Here is a 16,424-nt window from a genome sequence, read left to right as displayed (position 1 = left end):
TGACCATAATTATGCTCATGTGGTTGCTTAAACTGAACTATATGCAGAATGACTCTTGCGGTGAATTCAATGCATGAAAACATGATGGCAGATAAGTCTATGGTATGTTCGGGTCAAAAGTGCTTTTGCCTAGAGTTCACCGCAAAATTGCCGATGCGTTGAATAAACCGCAAAAATGTTTTTGCATAGAATTCACCACAATTCACTGCTTGCAGCGAACTATATGCAGTACAAAGATATTGCTGGAATAAAGATGAGATAATTGTTTTGCTACAAAAAGCTCATAAAAGAATTATTGGCTATTCTTCACTGTAAATGTAAACAAATCAGGACGTGAATAATGACCGATTACATCAAAGTCCAGTTTACTTTGAATAACTTCATCCATATCCAGCTCTGCTACCAGTACACCTTTTTTATCCCAAAGCGGACCTGCTATACATTTTCCCTGAGGAGAGACAATTACACTTCCTCCCCGACAAAGGACTGAGTCATCTTCTGCAAGTTGTACCTGAAATTCTGTTGGGTAATCATCTTTATGAAAATACTGGTTACAACCTATTACAAAGCATCTGCCTTCACAGGCAACATGTTGCATAGTTGCTGTCCAGGTTTCACGAGCATCTGCGGTAGGAGCTATATAGAGTTGAACACCTTGCTGATATAAAGCCATACGTGCCAATGGCATATAGTTTTCCCAGCAGATCAAACCGCCCAGTTTTCCAAACTCTGTCTGTACAGTAGTAAGTACGTCAGCTCCATGGCCTTCTGCCCACACAAGTCGCTCAACTCCGGTAGGCTTGATTTTGCGATGCTTACCCATATAGCCCTGATTAGGAGAGATATAGATCATGGTACAATACAAACTACCATTTATACTATCTCTTTCTGTAATACCTGTTACCAGAAATATCTGATGGGTTTTGGCAATTTGTTCTAACTGTGCTAAGTGTTTTCCAGGCAGTTCAAGACTATTTTCCCAATATTGCTGATACAGTTGCCTTCCCTGATTACTACGTTGTCCAATTGTAGAGCCGAACGTAAACTTTCGAGGGTAGCCCGGAATGAATGACTCTGGAAACACAAGTAGCTGGCAACCCTGGGAGGCATATTCGGCAATTGTATTTTCCATTTTCTGAATCGTTGCTTCCAGATTAAAAAATACAGGGGTTTCCTGTACTACAGCTACTTTTACTCGCATAATGAGATTTGAAACAATAGGTAGATTTACAAAAGTATGTGTAAAAGGATATTTTTCAAGTTTTGGTTTGACTTATGATACCTTTAGAAAACAACAGCATGAGGTTTATAACCATAGACTTAGAAAAATATTTCCTGAGCTAGTCTGTAAGTATTGGCATGGGCATCTACAATATCTGCTATCCGAGTGGAATATCCACCTCCCATACTGGCTACCACCGGAATTCGGTGTTGTTTGCATAGCGTCCATACTATGCGATCTCGCTCACGGCAGCCGTCAGGTGTGAGGGAGAGTTTTCCCAGTTTGTCGGTAGCCAACACATCCACTCCTGACTGAAAAAATATAAACTCAGGTTGGTGGATATCTATCAACTGAGGCAGATTAGTACTCAGTAGCGAAAGATAATGTTTATCATCTGTAGAATCCGGTAAAGGTATGTCCAGATCCGATTGTTCTTTATGCAGAGGATAATTATTTGCCCCATGCATACTAAAGGTAAATACACGTGATTCATTCTGAAAAATCTGGGCAGTGCCGTCTCCCTGATGGACATCCAGATCTATCACCAGAATTTTTTGAGCTAATTTCGTCTCCAGCAGGTAGTTTGCACCGATTGCGATGTCATTAAGGAGACAAAAGCCTTCACCTCTGTTGGTGAAGGCATGGTGAGTACCGCCAGCAATATTCATGGCCACACCATATTGCAAGGCAAAGTGTACAGCTTGGATTGTTCCCTGAGCAATGATAATTTCGCGCCTTACCAGAGACTCGGATAGCGGAAAGCCTGTTCTCCGAATCTCTGCCGGAGTCAATGTCTGATTTTTAAGCTTTTCCCAATAGGATTTTTCATGGGTGGTTAAAATCCATTTTTCTTCCAATGGCGTAGGTCTAAAAAAGTTTTCAGAGGAGACAGTCCCTTCATACAGAAGTTGTTCGGGAAGCAATGTGTATTTCTCCATGGGGAAGCGATGACCCTCAGGCAGAGGATGTGCATATTCAGGAGCCCAGGCAATCTTAAGCATTTTGTACAAAATGGTTTGAATCGGTAAAGTTATTGGTAAACCAGAAACACGGGTATTTGGTTTGATTTGCCTTTAATGAGGTATTTTTTCCGTTCCTGTAAAATAGATTGAAAACTGGCACATATTGGTGCATATTTTGATTAATACATACAGACTACAACTAATGAAACACTGATAAAATGAGTGTTAATTGTTAAAAATTAATAATTGGGAGATATTTATTTTACCCTGAGAGAGGGTAAAGTGTGGATTGTAAGAACTGTATGAATCGAAGAAAGATATATTGGCTGTGTCAGATTATTGGCTGGACAGGGTATTCGCTGAGTGACCTCATTATATACATTTTACGGGATGGCTATAGTTATGGACAGGTTGTCAATGTGATTATTAGCATAGGTTTAGGAATTGGTATTACACATCTTTATAGGTTAATTTTAAAGAGGTTACATTGGCTGGAGTTGCCATTAAGCCAGATTATTCCACGTACTTTGATGGCTGTACTCATTATGGCAGTCACCATGGTAGTATTAAGTGTACCTCTCGAATATTTTACTATCCCACGTGTACAAAAACGTTTTGATGAGATAGGAGGGATACCTGTGATTTACCTTGCATGGGGATTTTTGAACTGGACAAAAAATCTGCTGTTATGGTCTGTGATCTATCACGTATATCAGTATTTCTCGCTGAGCAAACGCAATGAAATAGAACGGGTACAGCTCGAATCATCTGTGAAAGATTTTGAGGCAAAGATCCTGCGGGCACAGCTCAATCCACACTTTATGTTTAATGCGTTAAACAGCATTCGGGCTTTGATCTATGAAGATCCTAATAAAGCCAAAGAAGCCCTCACACAACTCTCAAGTCTTTTACGTAACTCTTTACTTAGTGACAGACAGAAAACTGTTAGTCTGAATGAAGAGTTGAAAACAGTCCAGGATTATTTGTCACTGGAAAAAATCCGCTATGAAGATCGTCTTGAGGTACAGACCAATATCAGCCCTGATACATTGAATGTACAGGTGCCTCCTATGATGGTACAGACGTTGGTTGAGAATGCAGTAAAACATGGCATTTCCAAACCACTAAAGGGGGGCTTTATTTCCATACAAGCTCAACTGGAAAGAAACTTCCTAAACCTGATTATTCGGAATACAGGTAAACTGGAACGTGCCGAAAATTCAGATGGCGTTGGCTTACTTAATACTTCTCAACGCTTGGTACTAATCTACGGAACAGGCGCCTCATTTCGGATCAATCAGGAAACCGATGAAGTAGTACGTGCCGAAGTACGATTGCCTGTTCAATAAAAATACAAAAATTTTCTACCTGTCAGTCAGTGTGTTATGTGTTTGTTATGAGAAAGTTGTAATATTTTTGGATCGGAGCTATTGCGTTGTAAAATAATTTATCTACTTTTGCACCACGTTAAGCGAAACGCAAGACGGAAAAGAAAAACGGTGCGGTAGTTCAGTTGGTTAGAATACCGCCCTGTCACGGCGGGGGTCGCGGGTTCGAGTCCCGTCCGCACCGCAAGAAGGCTTTCAGTTCACGCTGAAAGCCTTTTTTGTTTATCAGTTAATTGCTTCCGGAGCACTAACAAAATTTGTAGGTTAACCTCCTAATAGGAAGTAAAAAAGCCTCTTTTGTACTTTAAACAATCTCTTCTACACAACCAATAGCTAACGTTTTCAATGCCACAGGTCATACTACCTCTATTATGGATAGCTCCTTTCCTTACTGAAGCGTTAAGACAGCCACTGAATCATACCAGTTGTCTGATAAACATTCAGTTAGCAAATGATAGTTTAGCAGATAGGGCTACAGAGAATGTTTACATGCTTCCAGAGGTGAGGGCGAAGGAGAAGTATATTCAAAAAATAACAGATGGAAAACAGGGTGTGACACTTCTTGTCCGGGCAAAACCTACATTACAGGAGCCTTTTTATGTTATTCAGGTTGGATATAATAATCCAGATCGGCTAATCGTATACTATACTTTTTATGTGTACCCCAAAAATATGCATATCAAAGTATTAGATACTGTTAGTGGGAAGGTTATTACTCTCTCAGAATGGAGAGCAGGAGGTGCACTATAAATTGTTAAGCCTGGATTGCTCTAAATTTATTAGCAAAGCTGTATCTAAGAGTTGTAAAGTGATTCCTTCTTTCGTAGAAATAGATAAAACAGATTCCGTCCAGGCTTTTTATATATTTTTTTTATAAAATGATTGGAAGGGTATTGCGTCATAAAATAATTTGCCTACTTTTGCACCACGTTAAGCGAAACGCAAGACGGAAAAGAAAAACGGTGCGGTAGTTCAGTTGGTTAGAATACCGCCCTGTCACGGCGGGGGTCGCGGGTTCGAGTCCCGTCCGCACCGCAAAAGGCTTTCAGAATTCTCTGAAAGCCTTTTTTGTTTACGGCCTATTTGTTTTGTCAGTTGTAATTACAATAGAAGCTGTTAATCCAATCAGAGGATGATGGGTTTACTCACTTTATTGACGGAATGGTTTCTGTGAAGAAGACGAGGATGAATAAATCGTGAGAAAGCCATAAAAGACCTCTTTTATAGCTTTCTTATCCTAATGTATTTTGATGGGATTAAATCCTGTATTTCAAAAAAGCATTAAGAGACTACATTTTTATATGTCTCAATGCATAATCAATAGTATCTGCAGACAGGAATTGTTCTGTAATTTCTTCTTCTTTTTCTGCAAAATCAGAATCACCTACTAGTTTTTCTGTCTCCATAATCTCATAGATCAGATATTGAGTAAAGTCCTGAAATATTTTTCCTTTCTGCAACGGGTCATGTGAAAATAAGTATATCTCACCACTTACTTTATCAAAACATACTGGATCGTTGCCCGGACTTTCTGAAAAAACGATCATTGAGCTGATTTCTGGTAATGTGAAATATAATTTTACAAAGCTCCAGTTTGTATCAGCAAGAAACATCCACTCATCGGGCTTCTTTAGGTTATACATAAAATCAGAACTTTGGATTCCTCCAAAATAGAGATAGTACTCCCACATAGCTTCAGGCATCTTTATTTCAAGTCTGGCTTCCGTTTCCTGAAGCCCACCCGAGTCAAGACCTTCACACTCAATATCATAGTTCTCAAGATATGTGGTAAGTTTTTGTATCCAGTCCGGCTCTCCGATTTTTTGAACAGGTAGGTAAAAGTTTGTTGGCATAAAGTAGCTTTTAGAAAAAATGATAGATTCTATTTTGCTTCCTATCAATGGGAGTTATTGTACTGAGATAGTTCTTGAATGATTGGTATTTGCTTATCAAAAAAGTCTGTAGATAACAGAGCTGCTTTTGATTGTTCATTTTCTTGAAAATCTTGATAATTTTTTAATGTGTTTTCACCTTTTGAGTCTTTAATAAATTTAGCTAAGGCCTGTGCTTGCTGTTTTTCGATTTTTGTTTGCTCATTCACGAATGCCTTCCATGAATCCATATGCTGAGTAATGTGGTTTGATTGATTTTGCCTATCTATGAACACCATTGCCTCGATGACTACTTTCTGATCAAAATATAAAGAAGGTTTTGTCAGATAGTAGTCAAGGTATTGATGCAAGTATTGTATACACTGATTGGTATTAAAGAAAGCCAGAGTTAACGCATATATATGTCCCACACAACACACTTCACTTTTTATGAGATGAGTCCCGATGCATTCAATAAGGTCTGTGTATCCTTTTACAGCTGCGAAGTAAGATCCTACCAGTCTAGTTCTCCAGTTAAAATCACCCAATAATAAAAGGCAGAGATCTGGTGTTATTTCATGTTTTATTGCCTTAACGGATTCGATCCAATCTACAGAGTAATAAGACACTATATCCATATAGTAAGGGTTTACCCACTTTTTATAGAAATCAGCAGATAACTCCTGATTATTTCTATGAACTGGTAAATCCTTAAAAGGAGATATGTGTCTGACAGTAGCACCTGCCAAATGTAAGTTCGCCATCTCGTTCATATTCTCCATGGTAACTTTATTTTAACGTTCAAACTGATCAAATAGTAATTGATTTATTCTCTACTAAGCTATAAGTCTATTTATTTTCTGTCATTTTACCAAAATGCAATAATTCGAAAATCTGATAGATCTGGTATGTATATACTAGTTCTCATATAAAAATAAATCAATGTAACTGCTTGTTTTCCAGGTATTATTTTTGTTGTTTGTTTGTCAATTGCCTGAAAGTAATTCCATTAGTGGCATTGCCGTAAGGGCAATTATTTTTTACGTTTTAGTACACTTTTGCTTGCTTCATTTGGGTACTATGGTACATTTTAATCAAACAGGCGTATAATGCATTTGTCAGATGCTATTATATGCCTGTTTTCTTATACACTTCTGAATCAGAATATTACTCAGTACGGTTTGTACTGCGTTTTATATAGAGCTTGTTTGATATCTTAGTAGGAAATAGGTAAGGAGAAGAGAATAAGAAGATTGCCAGACTTAGCAACATTGCCTTTTCACGCGAAGATAGTACCCAGGTTGTAAAATTTCGCTACTATTTTCCAGTTAGCTTATTTTTTATTGTGGGAAGAATAGTTGTATGTGTTTTTTGGAAATGAGGTTATCAACTATAGTATTTATATAATTTGAAAAGCGAACCTTGCCTTGTAAGAAATGAGCTGTAAATCTTGTGGTTAGTTTCCGGCTGACTTGTAATTTTGAATCACTGATTAAATCACTTTATGTAAGTCAAAAGACTTGTTGAAAAGCCATAAGCATTGCTTATGGCTTTTTTCTTTTTAAGGTATATTGTGTTGAAGATTAGATTGTTAAGAGTTGGGTATTCGCTGATATTTCAGTGCTACAATACCACATGGAAAAGCAGTGGAATGAATGAGACGGAAGTTGCTTTTATCCTTAAATATAGGTAACCCTGCCCCCAACGCTGACGGGTTGAGAAGAAGGTGATATTCATCAATTAAATCATTTTCTATAAGGGATGATACAAAAGTAGCCCCTCCATAAGCAATGATATCTTTGCCTTCCTGACTTTTCAGCTTAGTGATTTCAGTTACCAGATCTTCTTGTGCCAGCCTGGTGCGGGGCCATTGGACTTCTTTGAGTGTATGAGAAAAGACTACTTTAGGTGTATCATTCATCTTATGGGCACCTGCATCTGCAGTGTCAGGATTTGAGGCCATTGACGCCCAGGCGTCAATAAATCCTTCTGCCAGTTTTCTTCCCAATAAAATCAGATCAACTGGTTCTGTTAGTTGAGTCACATATTGATTTAACTCATCATCCCAATTCCAGATCATCCAGTCCATTTCCCCATTTGGACCAGCAATATAACCATCTATAGATATTTGTACCTGTAATTTTAGCTTTCTCATGTTAGCAAAGTGTTAATGATATAGATATGATGTATTATTCTGATTTACTTTCATGAAGGCAAAGATATAGAACTGTCTTTTGTAAATAGGAGGGAGAAAACGACATAATAAAGGCATAATTGTGACATTTTCTATCTAACTGACTAGTTAAGATAAGAGAACTCAATAGGGCAGAATGCCGCCTATGGTTAATTCCCGCAAAGTAGAGGTCTTGGTTCCGGATATAGACCAGGAACTGTATAAAAATAGATAGATGAATAAGAGAGAGCTCTACCTTGTAAAAGTGAAGAGAAGGCTGATAAAACAATCCTATACAATCTTAGATCACAAAATCGGATAAACTAAGATTGTATAGGAGTCACATTGCTGATGGTTTGACAGATTGGTGTAGTTATTTAGACAGGGTTAGGAACAAAGTTAATCTCCGAACCTTCTTTAAAAACAACATACAATCGTTTCCAGGGCGCCTCATCAAGGATTTGCCATTTGTGGCCTGAACCAGTTGTATCCATAGCAATCAACACATCGCCTGGTTTCAGAATGAATGATTTGCCACTGTTCATAACAAATTCCAATGTACCACTTAATGTAACTACATACTGAGTAGTGGGGGCCGTGTGCCAGTCATAGGTAGAGTGACCTGGCGTTTCTTTAAACTGAAGTGCAACGGCTGTGGTAAGCACATTAGGAGAAACAGTACCTTCTGTAAAATGAGAGTGCCCATCCGGGCCGGTGAATAGTTTATATGCTTTTAACATGCACTTATTGTCTATAAAGTTTGCAGCTCTAAAGATAGTTGTATCTATGATTCCTGTTAGTATTCAAAGCTCCAATTTTTTAATTATTTGTAGTATAATTGAAGAGGCTTATTGTATTCCTGACGACCGATATCTCAGGTTGGTTTGATGGTTCACAGCTTTACTGGTTAATGTATAACTCAGACCTTAAATGTCTAACCAGCATTTCAATATGTCCACTTGACCTGTATTTTGCTCAGATACTTGTTGAGTATCTGCCATTTTTGGGTCAGTAAATAACATTAACCAACAAGATCATGAACACAAAAACAATTTATTGGATCGGCACTATACTTATATCCTTATGGTTTGGAGCAAGTGGTTTTTTTGAACTTACAAAAAATCCTATTGTCTGGGATATCACTGTGCAACTAGGTTATCCGGCACACTTCATTTACATTCTTGGAGTTGCCAAACTTTTGGGAGTAGCGGTTCTCCTGATTCCTGGCAAGCTACTTAGACTAAAAGAATGGGTATTTGCCGGCATCTTTTTCGATATCATTTTTGCTTTCTTCTCCAAAATAAGTGTACTGGGTCTACCTGCTACAGTGGATGCTATGATTGCGTTTACGATTATAACTGTTACCTATGTCATGTTTCGGAGCCTGTATCCTGTAACCTATAGTAGTAACACTGATTTGAGAAAGGATCCGATTTCTGCGTCAGTGTAAAGGTTTATCTTTCTATATATTTTCTTAAAAGTAAAATACCTGTGAATCATTCACAGGTATTTTGCTTTTTGCTTTATGGAAGGAGAGGGGAGGTAAATAAGAGTTTATTATATGAGACAGAAGATCAAGAAAAAAGAACAGATGTGAGAATAAAAGTCTCTGGGCTCCGCGAGTTCGATCGTTTATTCGTGGCCAAATTGAAAACAGTGTCCGCTCAGCGTAGTCAAGGTAAGCATTTTAGGAGATGAGATCTCTTTTGTACCAGCAACTTCTCGTCCCCAGATTGTGTTTTATCACCAACCTGAACAGTGACAAAGAACTTAAGAAAGTTTTTCTATGCTTATTGATTTTTTGTCCTCCTGAAAGTATCCTGTAACAGATAGAGTAATCTTTGTTTCATGTGCAGTTACCTCCAGATACAAAGGTTATTACAATCTCATTAATATAACCAGGGGGAGGTATGGGGGAGATGTTCCCTCTGACAAATAAGAGCTTGAAAATTCTAAATTCAATGAAATGAGTTAGATGGAGGTGTATTGGGAGTAATAAATCTCTACTATATAGTACCAGACTGTTTGGTGTTAAAAAAATATACTCTACCTCATGAAAGGTAGAGTATGTACACAATGATTTAAATTATAGAGCAGTTGGTTAATTTCCAGCTGCGGCCATGATTACATTTACTACAGCCTGGGCTTGAGATATAAATATAACATGACTGCCTTTGAGTTCTGTAATTTTTGCATGAGCACGTTTGTACATGGTACGTTGTGTATCAGGATTAAGAGCTTTATCTTCTGTTGAGACAATGCCATAGCTGGGTTTGGTCTTCCAAGCTGCCTGTTCAACTACTTCTCCAAAACATTTGCCAATAATAGGTACCTGTGATGCACACATAAAATCACTTTGAGCTTTAGGTAGATCTCCTGCAAAACCACCATGAAATTTAGCGGGCTCAAAGTATACAAATCCAAACTGGTCAGGTTTGGTAAAGCCCGCCTCTGGAGAAGGCGGAGTTGCTGATACCCATTGAGCAGTTGATTCACCACTATCAGGTATGAATGCTGATACATACACTAAGCCTGCTACTTTGGGGTTGATACCTGCCTGAGTAATCACTGTACCTCCCCAGGAATGACCAACCAGAATAACCGGACCCTCCTGTGCATTGATTACACTATTGGTAGCATTGACATCATCTGTCAGGGAGGTCAACGGATTTTGTACAATGCTGACATTGTATCCCTTTTTTGTGAGAATATCATACACTGCTTTCCAGCCAGAGCCATCGGCAAATGCTCCATGCACCAATATAATATTCTTTACTTGGGTAGTTTGTGCATTGACATTCCCTGAAGCTATATACAATAGATTTACTACTAATGTGATAATGAGAAATAGTTGGCGGCTAGTTACAAAACAGAATTTGGTTTTCATGGATTTATAAAATTGAATGTGAAAGAATACAGATGATACACGGTTGTAATTGCTTATAGAGGTGACAGTCTGCTCATTAGGTGCCTTTCATAGGCGGAGTCAGTATGGCACGAGTAGCTGCATGGATTATACCAGTTTTGGGATTTTGCAGCATCGCAATAATTTCCCAATCCTTTGTGTAAAAAGGAGCTGGAAGGTTGAGGGTGACAATACCTTCTTTCTCTGTTTTACGATCAAAATTGTAGAGGGCACGCACAATCTGGACATGAGACAAAGTGCGCCCTTTATTTTCTCCCCGTTCTACTTTGCTCATACCCTGCTTCTGCACAAGTGCAACCACCAACTGACTGGTATTATCTTCTCCTGTGACCTGATAATTGAAGCGGGTATTGCCTGCATACTGTGTTTGAAAGGTCTGCGCCTGAAAGACTAAAGAGGTGGATGTTTGTATTTTAAGTGCACTCATTAACGCATCATTGATAGCAGATTCATCAGAGCCTACAAATTCTTTATTTCCATTAATAATCAGTTGAGGTGTATATACCTGACCTGCAAACTGGCGACTGTAAGTATACTGTCGTTTGGAATACTCAGGCTTACTGAATGAATCTTTCCAGCCTAGGCGATCCCAGTAATCAACATGATAGGCAAGTAAATAAATGGGTTTGTTACCTGCCTGTTTTTGAATGCGAGCCAGGAGTTCATCTGCAGGTGGACAACTGGAACATCCTTCTGAAGTAAAAAGCTCCAGTACTGCGAATCCATTGCCTGCAGCTTTAGAAGATAATAAAGTATGTTGATTGACCAGGGTTGTTGCAGATAGCAGAAGGACAAGTACAACACATACAGCAGATAATTTTACTAGTTTCATGGCGGATAATTTTAATTGATTTCGAGTCAAAATTATCCGCCATGGGCATCGTAGCTGAGTGGAAAAAGGCTCAGTTAGACACATTGGGCTGCCAGTCAGGAATTATGAGGTGTGAAGAAGACTTTCATTCTTATCAGATAAAATAATTTCACGTCTCCCATAACCTGCTTTCAGCAAGTAAGTCTTCTGTCGTTGATCAGAGATAGGAATCAATCTAGAGGCTCATCCCTCCATCTATAAGAAATTCGGAACCTGTAATAAATGATGCCTCTGTTTGGCTTAAGTGAGCAACTAGTTTGGCTACATCGTCGGCTTTACCCATGTGTCGTAATGGTATCTGGTCAATGATCCAGGATTTTACACCTGCTAATTCCTCATCGCTATAGCCTGCTTTGCTAAGTATCTCGGTTTCAATAGGACCTGGACTGACTGCGTTTACCCGAATTTTGCGAGGGGCAAGTTCAACAGCTGCAATTTTCATAATAGCATTAAGTGCAGCTTTGCTGGATGAATAAATAGATGAATTCGCGCCGTTCATACTAGCGGTATTGGACGAAAGAAATACTACAGAAGCGCCTTCATGTAAAATAGGAATGAAGCGACTTAGTGTAAAATATGCTCCTTTGAAATTGACATCCATCACATAATCAAATACTTCCTCAGTCGCAGTTTCAATTTCTGCTCCACCTAATACTCCTGCATTAATAAACAGAATATCAATCTTGCCAAATTTGTCTTTAATTGTTGTTGCCAACTTCTCAATGGCAGACAGATTGCCCTGGTCTGCTACTAAACCCGTTACTCCCAGTTCCTGTGCTGCAATTTCTACGGCCTGCTGACGACGTCCGGTTATGATTACGTCTGCACCTTGTGCTTTGAATTCTTTAGCTGTAGCATAGCCAATGCCACTGTTACCACCAGTAATCACTGCTATTTTTCCTTTTAGATTTTCCATTGTATTTGAATTTAAATTTCTTGCAAAGCTATTTTAAATTGGTATAACTTTGTAACCAGTATAACAGAGTATACCAACATGGAAAATAAAAAGAGGCTTAAACTGGCAAAAGAAGTACTTTCTGATCCACGTAATCCCAAGGAGGAAGTACAGGCACTTCAGGATACTATATATGCCATTGGAGGCAAATGGAAATTGCCCATTATCAATTCTATATGTAATGGAAACAAACGCTTCCGCGAGATTGAACGCAGTATTCCAGGCATTACTACCCGTATGCTTTCCAGAGAACTGAGAGAGATGGAGGCCAATCTGATAATTAAAAGGACTGTAACAGATACCATTCCGGTTGTAGTTGAGTATTCACCTACAGAATACTGCTATACTTTTGGAGATATTATACTGGAGATGATTAAATGGGGCAAAGAACATCGGGAGCGGATCAAGAAAGATTTATCTTCTGAACTTTGATGGGATAGGATTTGAATATGTTTTGTCTGTTTCAGGTAAGAAATGTCTAACTCAGCATTCATAGTGTCTAACTCGCAGTAATAATGGTATTCATAGTAAATAATCAGCTATACTTTTGATCTACCTGACTGACAAGTGTCGGTTGGAAAAATCAAACGTTTAACTGAAAAGAATATGAACACCACTAAAAATATAAATCGTCGTCACTTTCTGAGTATGGCTTCCTTTGCTGTGACAATAGCAGAACTGAGCAGTATAAATCTGCTAAATGCAGAAAGTCGCACACAGGCAGATAGATATAATCCTATTAGTACAAAACAGACATCTTTTGAACAGATCAAACAGATTAAAGCTGGCGTACTTGATGTTGGGTATGCAGAGGCAGGACCATCACATGGGCAACCTGTAATTCTTCTGCATGGCTGGCCTTATGATATTCATAGTTATACAGAGGTAGCCTCATTACTTGCAGCAAAGGGATATAGGGTTATTGTACCCTACCTGCGTGGATATGGAACTACACATTTTCTATCTGCTCAAACACCTCGCAATGGACAGCAATCTGCTTTAGCAACAGATGTAATTGCACTAATGGATGCATTGAAGATCGAAAAAGCTATTATTGGTGGTTTTGACTGGGGGGCACGTACTGCAAATATTGTGGCAGCCTTATGGCCGGAACGGTGCAAAGCTATGGTAGCTGTAAGTGGTTATCTGATTGGTAGCCAGCAAGCAAATCAGACACCGCTGTCGCCTAAAGCAGAATTGTCCTGGTGGTACCAATTTTATTTTGCTACGGAACGTGGTCAAATGGGTTACCAGGCCAATCGACGTGATTTTGCAAAGCTTATCTGGCAAACTGCTTCACCTAAATGGCAGTTTGATGAGCCTACCTTTGCACAGTCAGCAACGGCATTTGATAATCCTGACCATGTAGACATTGTAATTCATAATTATCGCTGGCGTTTGGGACTGGTGACTGGTGAGAAACAATATGATGAGTTGGAGAAAAAGCTGGCTACAGGTCCTGTGATTACAGTACCTGCGGTTACACTGGAAGGCGATGCCAATGGCGCTCCACATCCAGACCCTTCAGTGTATGCTGCTAAATTTAAAGGCAAATATGCTCACCATACACTTATGGGAGGTATAGGACATAACCTTCCCCAAGAGGCTCCAGTTGCTTTTGTGGATGCAATCCTGGAAGCAGATAGCTTTACAAAATGATAGTCTGGAAAATAACATATATTTATCTGAGGTAGGAACTATACCTTCGCTATAGTGTCCAAAGCGATTATGTTTGTTTATGGCAAAACCCCAATTTAAAATATCTCAGGTAACCATCTGGATCAGTTCCATTTTTCTGGGACTGCTATCCTCTGTGCCACAGATGGCCTCACATACCTTCAATCTGGCGGAGGCTGCTGTCAATGCGGCATTAACAGCTACTTTTGCTTTGCTGATGTGGTATTTTAATATTTTTATGTTGTCCCGTCAGCCTGAGAAATCTCGTCAGCAAAGTATATCCTATTCCAAACTAGTGAGTTCATTGCTGGTCGGACTTGTATTGATGCTGGGACTTGCCTGGATACAGCAACTGATTCTGTCACATATTAATTTTGGCCCTACTATGCTGATGGTAGAAGTGCGGGGTATTCTGATCAACCTGGTATTTTATATGTTTCTGAACCTGCTTCAGCAAAACTATGAAAACCAGTATGTCAACATGGAGCTGGAGCGTATCAAGAATGATAATCTGGGAGCGCAGTATGAGTTATTGAAGCAACAGGTTAATCCACATTTTCTGTTCAACAGCCTGAATACCTTAAAAGCTATGGTGGAGAGTGGAGATGAAGAAGCGATTGACTTTATTATCAAGCTCTCCAACTTTTATCGCTATACATTGGAAAGTCGCAAGCTGGATCTGATTCATGTACATGAAGAAATGGAGATACTCAATGCTTATCTGTTTCTTCAGAAAGCGCGGTTTGATAACGGATTTACTTTTACCAATACTCTGGACAGTAATGTACTAACCACCCTTATTCCACCTTTTACCCTACAGCTGCTTGTTGAGAATTGCCTCAAACATAACATCGTTTCACTACAGAAACCCTTGCATATCAAAGTATATCGGGATACAGATTATCTCGTTGTGGAAAATCAGATTCAATTGAAAAAAGGTGAGAATAATTCGCTTGGAGTTGGACTGAAAAACATTGATTTACGTTATAACCATCTGCTTGATAAACATGTAGAAATTAGTAATGACCAGAAAGTATTTAGAATAAAACTACCGCTTATCTATGAACATAATCATTATTGAAGATGAACTCCGGACCGCCAAGTCACTGGAGAATCTTATCTTGAAAAGTAAACCGGGTGCAAAAATAATTGGTCAGTATCAAAGTGTAGAAAGTTCGGTAGAAGCGTTGTCAGATGGTGTCCAGCCTGATCTTATTTTTATGGATGTTCAACTGGCCGATGGGCTTTGTTTTGAAATATTTAAATCTGTGCAGGTAACCTGTCCGGTAGTGTTTTGTACAGCGTATGATGAATATTCACTGGAAGCGTTTAAAAGTAATGGCGTAGATTATGTGCTTAAGCCTTTTTCGAAAGACGATATTGCTGAAGCATTGAAGAAAGTTGACCAACTCAAAAATTTCTTTCAGCAGAAAACTGTACCCAATCTGGAAGAACTTCTAACAAAATTGAATCCTTCGAGTGGTAAAACAAGCTTTCTGGTATTCAAAAATCAGAAGTATACTACTGTACAAACAGATACAATTGCCTTCTTTTGTATCCGAAATGATTCTACTTATATAATATGCTTTGACAAACAGGAATTTGTGCTTACTCAATCACTTGATCAGATTACCAATGCTGTATCTTCAAAACAATTTTTTCGTGTGAATAGACAGTATTTGGTTAACTTCAAAGCTATCAAAGAAGTAGAGCATTATTTTTTGCGAAAGCTGTATGTCAAACTAGTACTTGAAACTCCTGATAAGTTATTGATAAATAAGGAAAAGTCGCATGCTTTTCTGACCTGGATGGAAGACCGATAATAAGTAGTTGTTGATTGAACATTCATTTGGTCTTGAGGTCTATTGCTGTTATGAATAGCCAAAGAGACATATTTGTGATAAAAGTAACCAAAATGTTCCTGCTAAAAAGACATATCTCACCCTATACGGGAACCGACTTGCTGCTCGGTATATTTCAGGAAATAGAAAAGGTCATCCAGGCAAGGGTAGCCTATATAAACGAATGCAAGTCGGCGGATAAATGGGCAGAACAAGCCTACCATGAAGTAAATCTGGAAGAAGATGTGACCATTGAGGATATTTCAGCACTTGTTAAAACTGTTATTCAGACATTTCTGAAAACAGTGTATGTAGTAAGCCTGGTGGAAGAAGGCTTTGGGCAAATTATAAAGAATATTGACAGCATATTTGATTCTGTAGAGGAAGCTGAACAGTATGTAGAAGAAAAAACGAATGCTGATCCTGAGTATGAACCAGGATGGTTTGAGTATGAAGTGATGGAGGTTGACAGGGTGTATTTTGAAAAGTAAGACCTGATTGAATTTATCCGTAGGCTTAACATACTAAAATGAATACA

At 38.7% G+C, this 16,424-nt stretch carries 17 protein-coding genes and 2 tRNA genes; 10 read left to right on the top strand and 9 right to left on the bottom strand.

The window, feature by feature from the left end:
• Positions 1 to 292: 292 nt before the first annotated feature.
• Both QNI22_RS11550 and QNI22_RS11545 read right to left on the bottom strand, forming a co-directional pair.
• Positions 293 to 1,201, bottom strand: coding sequence for a carbon-nitrogen hydrolase family protein (locus QNI22_RS11550; RefSeq protein ID WP_314510791.1), 909 nt, complete (start codon positions 1,199 to 1,201; stop codon positions 293 to 295).
• A gap of 119 nt (positions 1,202 to 1,320) precedes the next feature.
• Entirely contained in the window at positions 1,321 to 2,223 is a 903-nt protein-coding gene (locus tag QNI22_RS11545) for a histone deacetylase family protein (RefSeq protein WP_314510790.1), read from the bottom strand.
• 263 nt (positions 2,224 to 2,486) lie between these two features.
• Here QNI22_RS11545 and QNI22_RS11540 point away from each other — a divergent pair, with 263 nt between their 5' ends.
• The 4 genes from QNI22_RS11540 to QNI22_RS11525 all read left to right on the top strand — a co-directional run bounded on the left by QNI22_RS11540 (position 2,487) and on the right by QNI22_RS11525 (position 4,607).
• Complete coding sequence (locus QNI22_RS11540) at positions 2,487 to 3,533, top strand: sensor histidine kinase (protein ID WP_313976340.1); 1,047 nt, start codon at positions 2,487 to 2,489, stop codon at positions 3,531 to 3,533.
• A 149-nt stretch (positions 3,534 to 3,682) separates the two neighbouring features.
• A tRNA-Asp gene (locus QNI22_RS11535) sits at positions 3,683 to 3,756 on the top strand.
• Between the two features lie 161 nt (positions 3,757 to 3,917).
• A complete protein-coding gene (locus QNI22_RS11530) occupies positions 3,918 to 4,322 on the top strand; it encodes a hypothetical protein (protein WP_314510789.1) in 405 nt (134 codons plus the stop codon).
• Positions 4,323 to 4,533: 211 nt separating this feature from the next.
• A tRNA-Asp gene (locus QNI22_RS11525) sits at positions 4,534 to 4,607 on the top strand.
• 254 nt (positions 4,608 to 4,861) lie between these two features.
• Here QNI22_RS11525 and QNI22_RS11520 read toward each other — a convergent pair.
• From QNI22_RS11520 to QNI22_RS11505, 4 genes are all read right to left on the bottom strand, one after another.
• Entirely contained in the window at positions 4,862 to 5,425 is a 564-nt protein-coding gene (locus QNI22_RS11520; RefSeq protein ID WP_314510788.1) for an SMI1/KNR4 family protein, read from the bottom strand.
• 44 nt (positions 5,426 to 5,469) lie between these two features.
• A complete protein-coding gene (locus QNI22_RS11515) occupies positions 5,470 to 6,225 on the bottom strand; it encodes a DUF6000 family protein (protein ID WP_314510787.1) in 756 nt (251 codons plus the stop codon).
• 809 nt (positions 6,226 to 7,034) lie between these two features.
• The gene (locus QNI22_RS11510) at positions 7,035 to 7,598 is read right to left on the bottom strand and encodes a dihydrofolate reductase family protein (protein ID WP_314510786.1); all 564 of its coding nucleotides are present in this window, start codon (positions 7,596 to 7,598) and stop codon (positions 7,035 to 7,037) included.
• A 395-nt stretch (positions 7,599 to 7,993) separates the two neighbouring features.
• Positions 7,994 to 8,356, bottom strand: a complete 363-nt coding sequence (locus QNI22_RS11505; protein WP_314510785.1) for a cupin domain-containing protein — start codon at positions 8,354 to 8,356, stop codon at positions 7,994 to 7,996.
• A 296-nt stretch (positions 8,357 to 8,652) separates the two neighbouring features.
• Here QNI22_RS11505 and QNI22_RS11500 point away from each other — a divergent pair, with 296 nt between their 5' ends.
• Entirely contained in the window at positions 8,653 to 9,066 is a 414-nt protein-coding gene (locus QNI22_RS11500; RefSeq protein WP_314510784.1) for a DoxX family protein, read from the top strand.
• Positions 9,067 to 9,717: 651 nt separating this feature from the next.
• Here the strand turns inward: QNI22_RS11500 and QNI22_RS11495 are convergent.
• The 3 genes from QNI22_RS11495 to QNI22_RS11485 all read right to left on the bottom strand — a co-directional run bounded on the left by QNI22_RS11495 (position 9,718) and on the right by QNI22_RS11485 (position 12,329).
• Positions 9,718 to 10,503 (bottom strand): alpha/beta hydrolase, encoded by a 786-nt coding sequence (locus QNI22_RS11495; RefSeq protein WP_314510783.1) that lies wholly within the window; start codon positions 10,501 to 10,503, stop codon positions 9,718 to 9,720.
• A 76-nt stretch (positions 10,504 to 10,579) separates the two neighbouring features.
• Positions 10,580 to 11,374 (bottom strand): DUF1223 domain-containing protein, encoded by a 795-nt coding sequence (locus tag QNI22_RS11490; RefSeq protein ID WP_314510782.1) that lies wholly within the window; start codon positions 11,372 to 11,374, stop codon positions 10,580 to 10,582.
• A 214-nt stretch (positions 11,375 to 11,588) separates the two neighbouring features.
• Positions 11,589 to 12,329, bottom strand: a complete 741-nt coding sequence (locus QNI22_RS11485) for an SDR family oxidoreductase (protein ID WP_314510781.1) — start codon at positions 12,327 to 12,329, stop codon at positions 11,589 to 11,591.
• Between the two features lie 78 nt (positions 12,330 to 12,407).
• Here QNI22_RS11485 and QNI22_RS11480 point away from each other — a divergent pair, with 78 nt between their 5' ends.
• The 5 genes from QNI22_RS11480 (at position 12,408) to QNI22_RS11460 (ending at position 16,377) form a co-directional block, all read left to right on the top strand.
• Positions 12,408 to 12,800: a winged helix-turn-helix transcriptional regulator gene (locus tag QNI22_RS11480; RefSeq protein ID WP_314510780.1), complete on the top strand. Its 393-nt coding sequence runs from the start codon at positions 12,408 to 12,410 to the stop codon at positions 12,798 to 12,800.
• Between the two features lie 174 nt (positions 12,801 to 12,974).
• Positions 12,975 to 14,027: an alpha/beta fold hydrolase gene (locus tag QNI22_RS11475; protein WP_314510779.1), complete on the top strand. Its 1,053-nt coding sequence runs from the start codon at positions 12,975 to 12,977 to the stop codon at positions 14,025 to 14,027.
• A gap of 79 nt (positions 14,028 to 14,106) precedes the next feature.
• A complete protein-coding gene (locus QNI22_RS11470) occupies positions 14,107 to 15,126 on the top strand; it encodes a sensor histidine kinase (protein ID WP_314510778.1) in 1,020 nt (339 codons plus the stop codon).
• The gene (locus QNI22_RS11465; RefSeq protein WP_314510777.1) at positions 15,107 to 15,868 is read left to right on the top strand and encodes a LytR/AlgR family response regulator transcription factor; all 762 of its coding nucleotides are present in this window, start codon (positions 15,107 to 15,109) and stop codon (positions 15,866 to 15,868) included. The genes QNI22_RS11470 and QNI22_RS11465 overlap by 20 nt, the downstream gene beginning before the upstream one ends.
• A gap of 92 nt (positions 15,869 to 15,960) precedes the next feature.
• Positions 15,961 to 16,377, top strand: a complete 417-nt coding sequence (locus tag QNI22_RS11460) for a hypothetical protein (RefSeq protein WP_314510776.1) — start codon at positions 15,961 to 15,963, stop codon at positions 16,375 to 16,377.
• Positions 16,378 to 16,424: the final 47 nt, after the last annotated feature.

Origin of the sequence: Xanthocytophaga agilis, assembly GCF_030068605.1 — a bacterium.
Taxonomy (GTDB): domain Bacteria; phylum Bacteroidota; class Bacteroidia; order Cytophagales; family 172606-1; genus Xanthocytophaga; species Xanthocytophaga agilis.
This window is presented reverse-complemented; position numbering and strand designations above follow the sequence as displayed.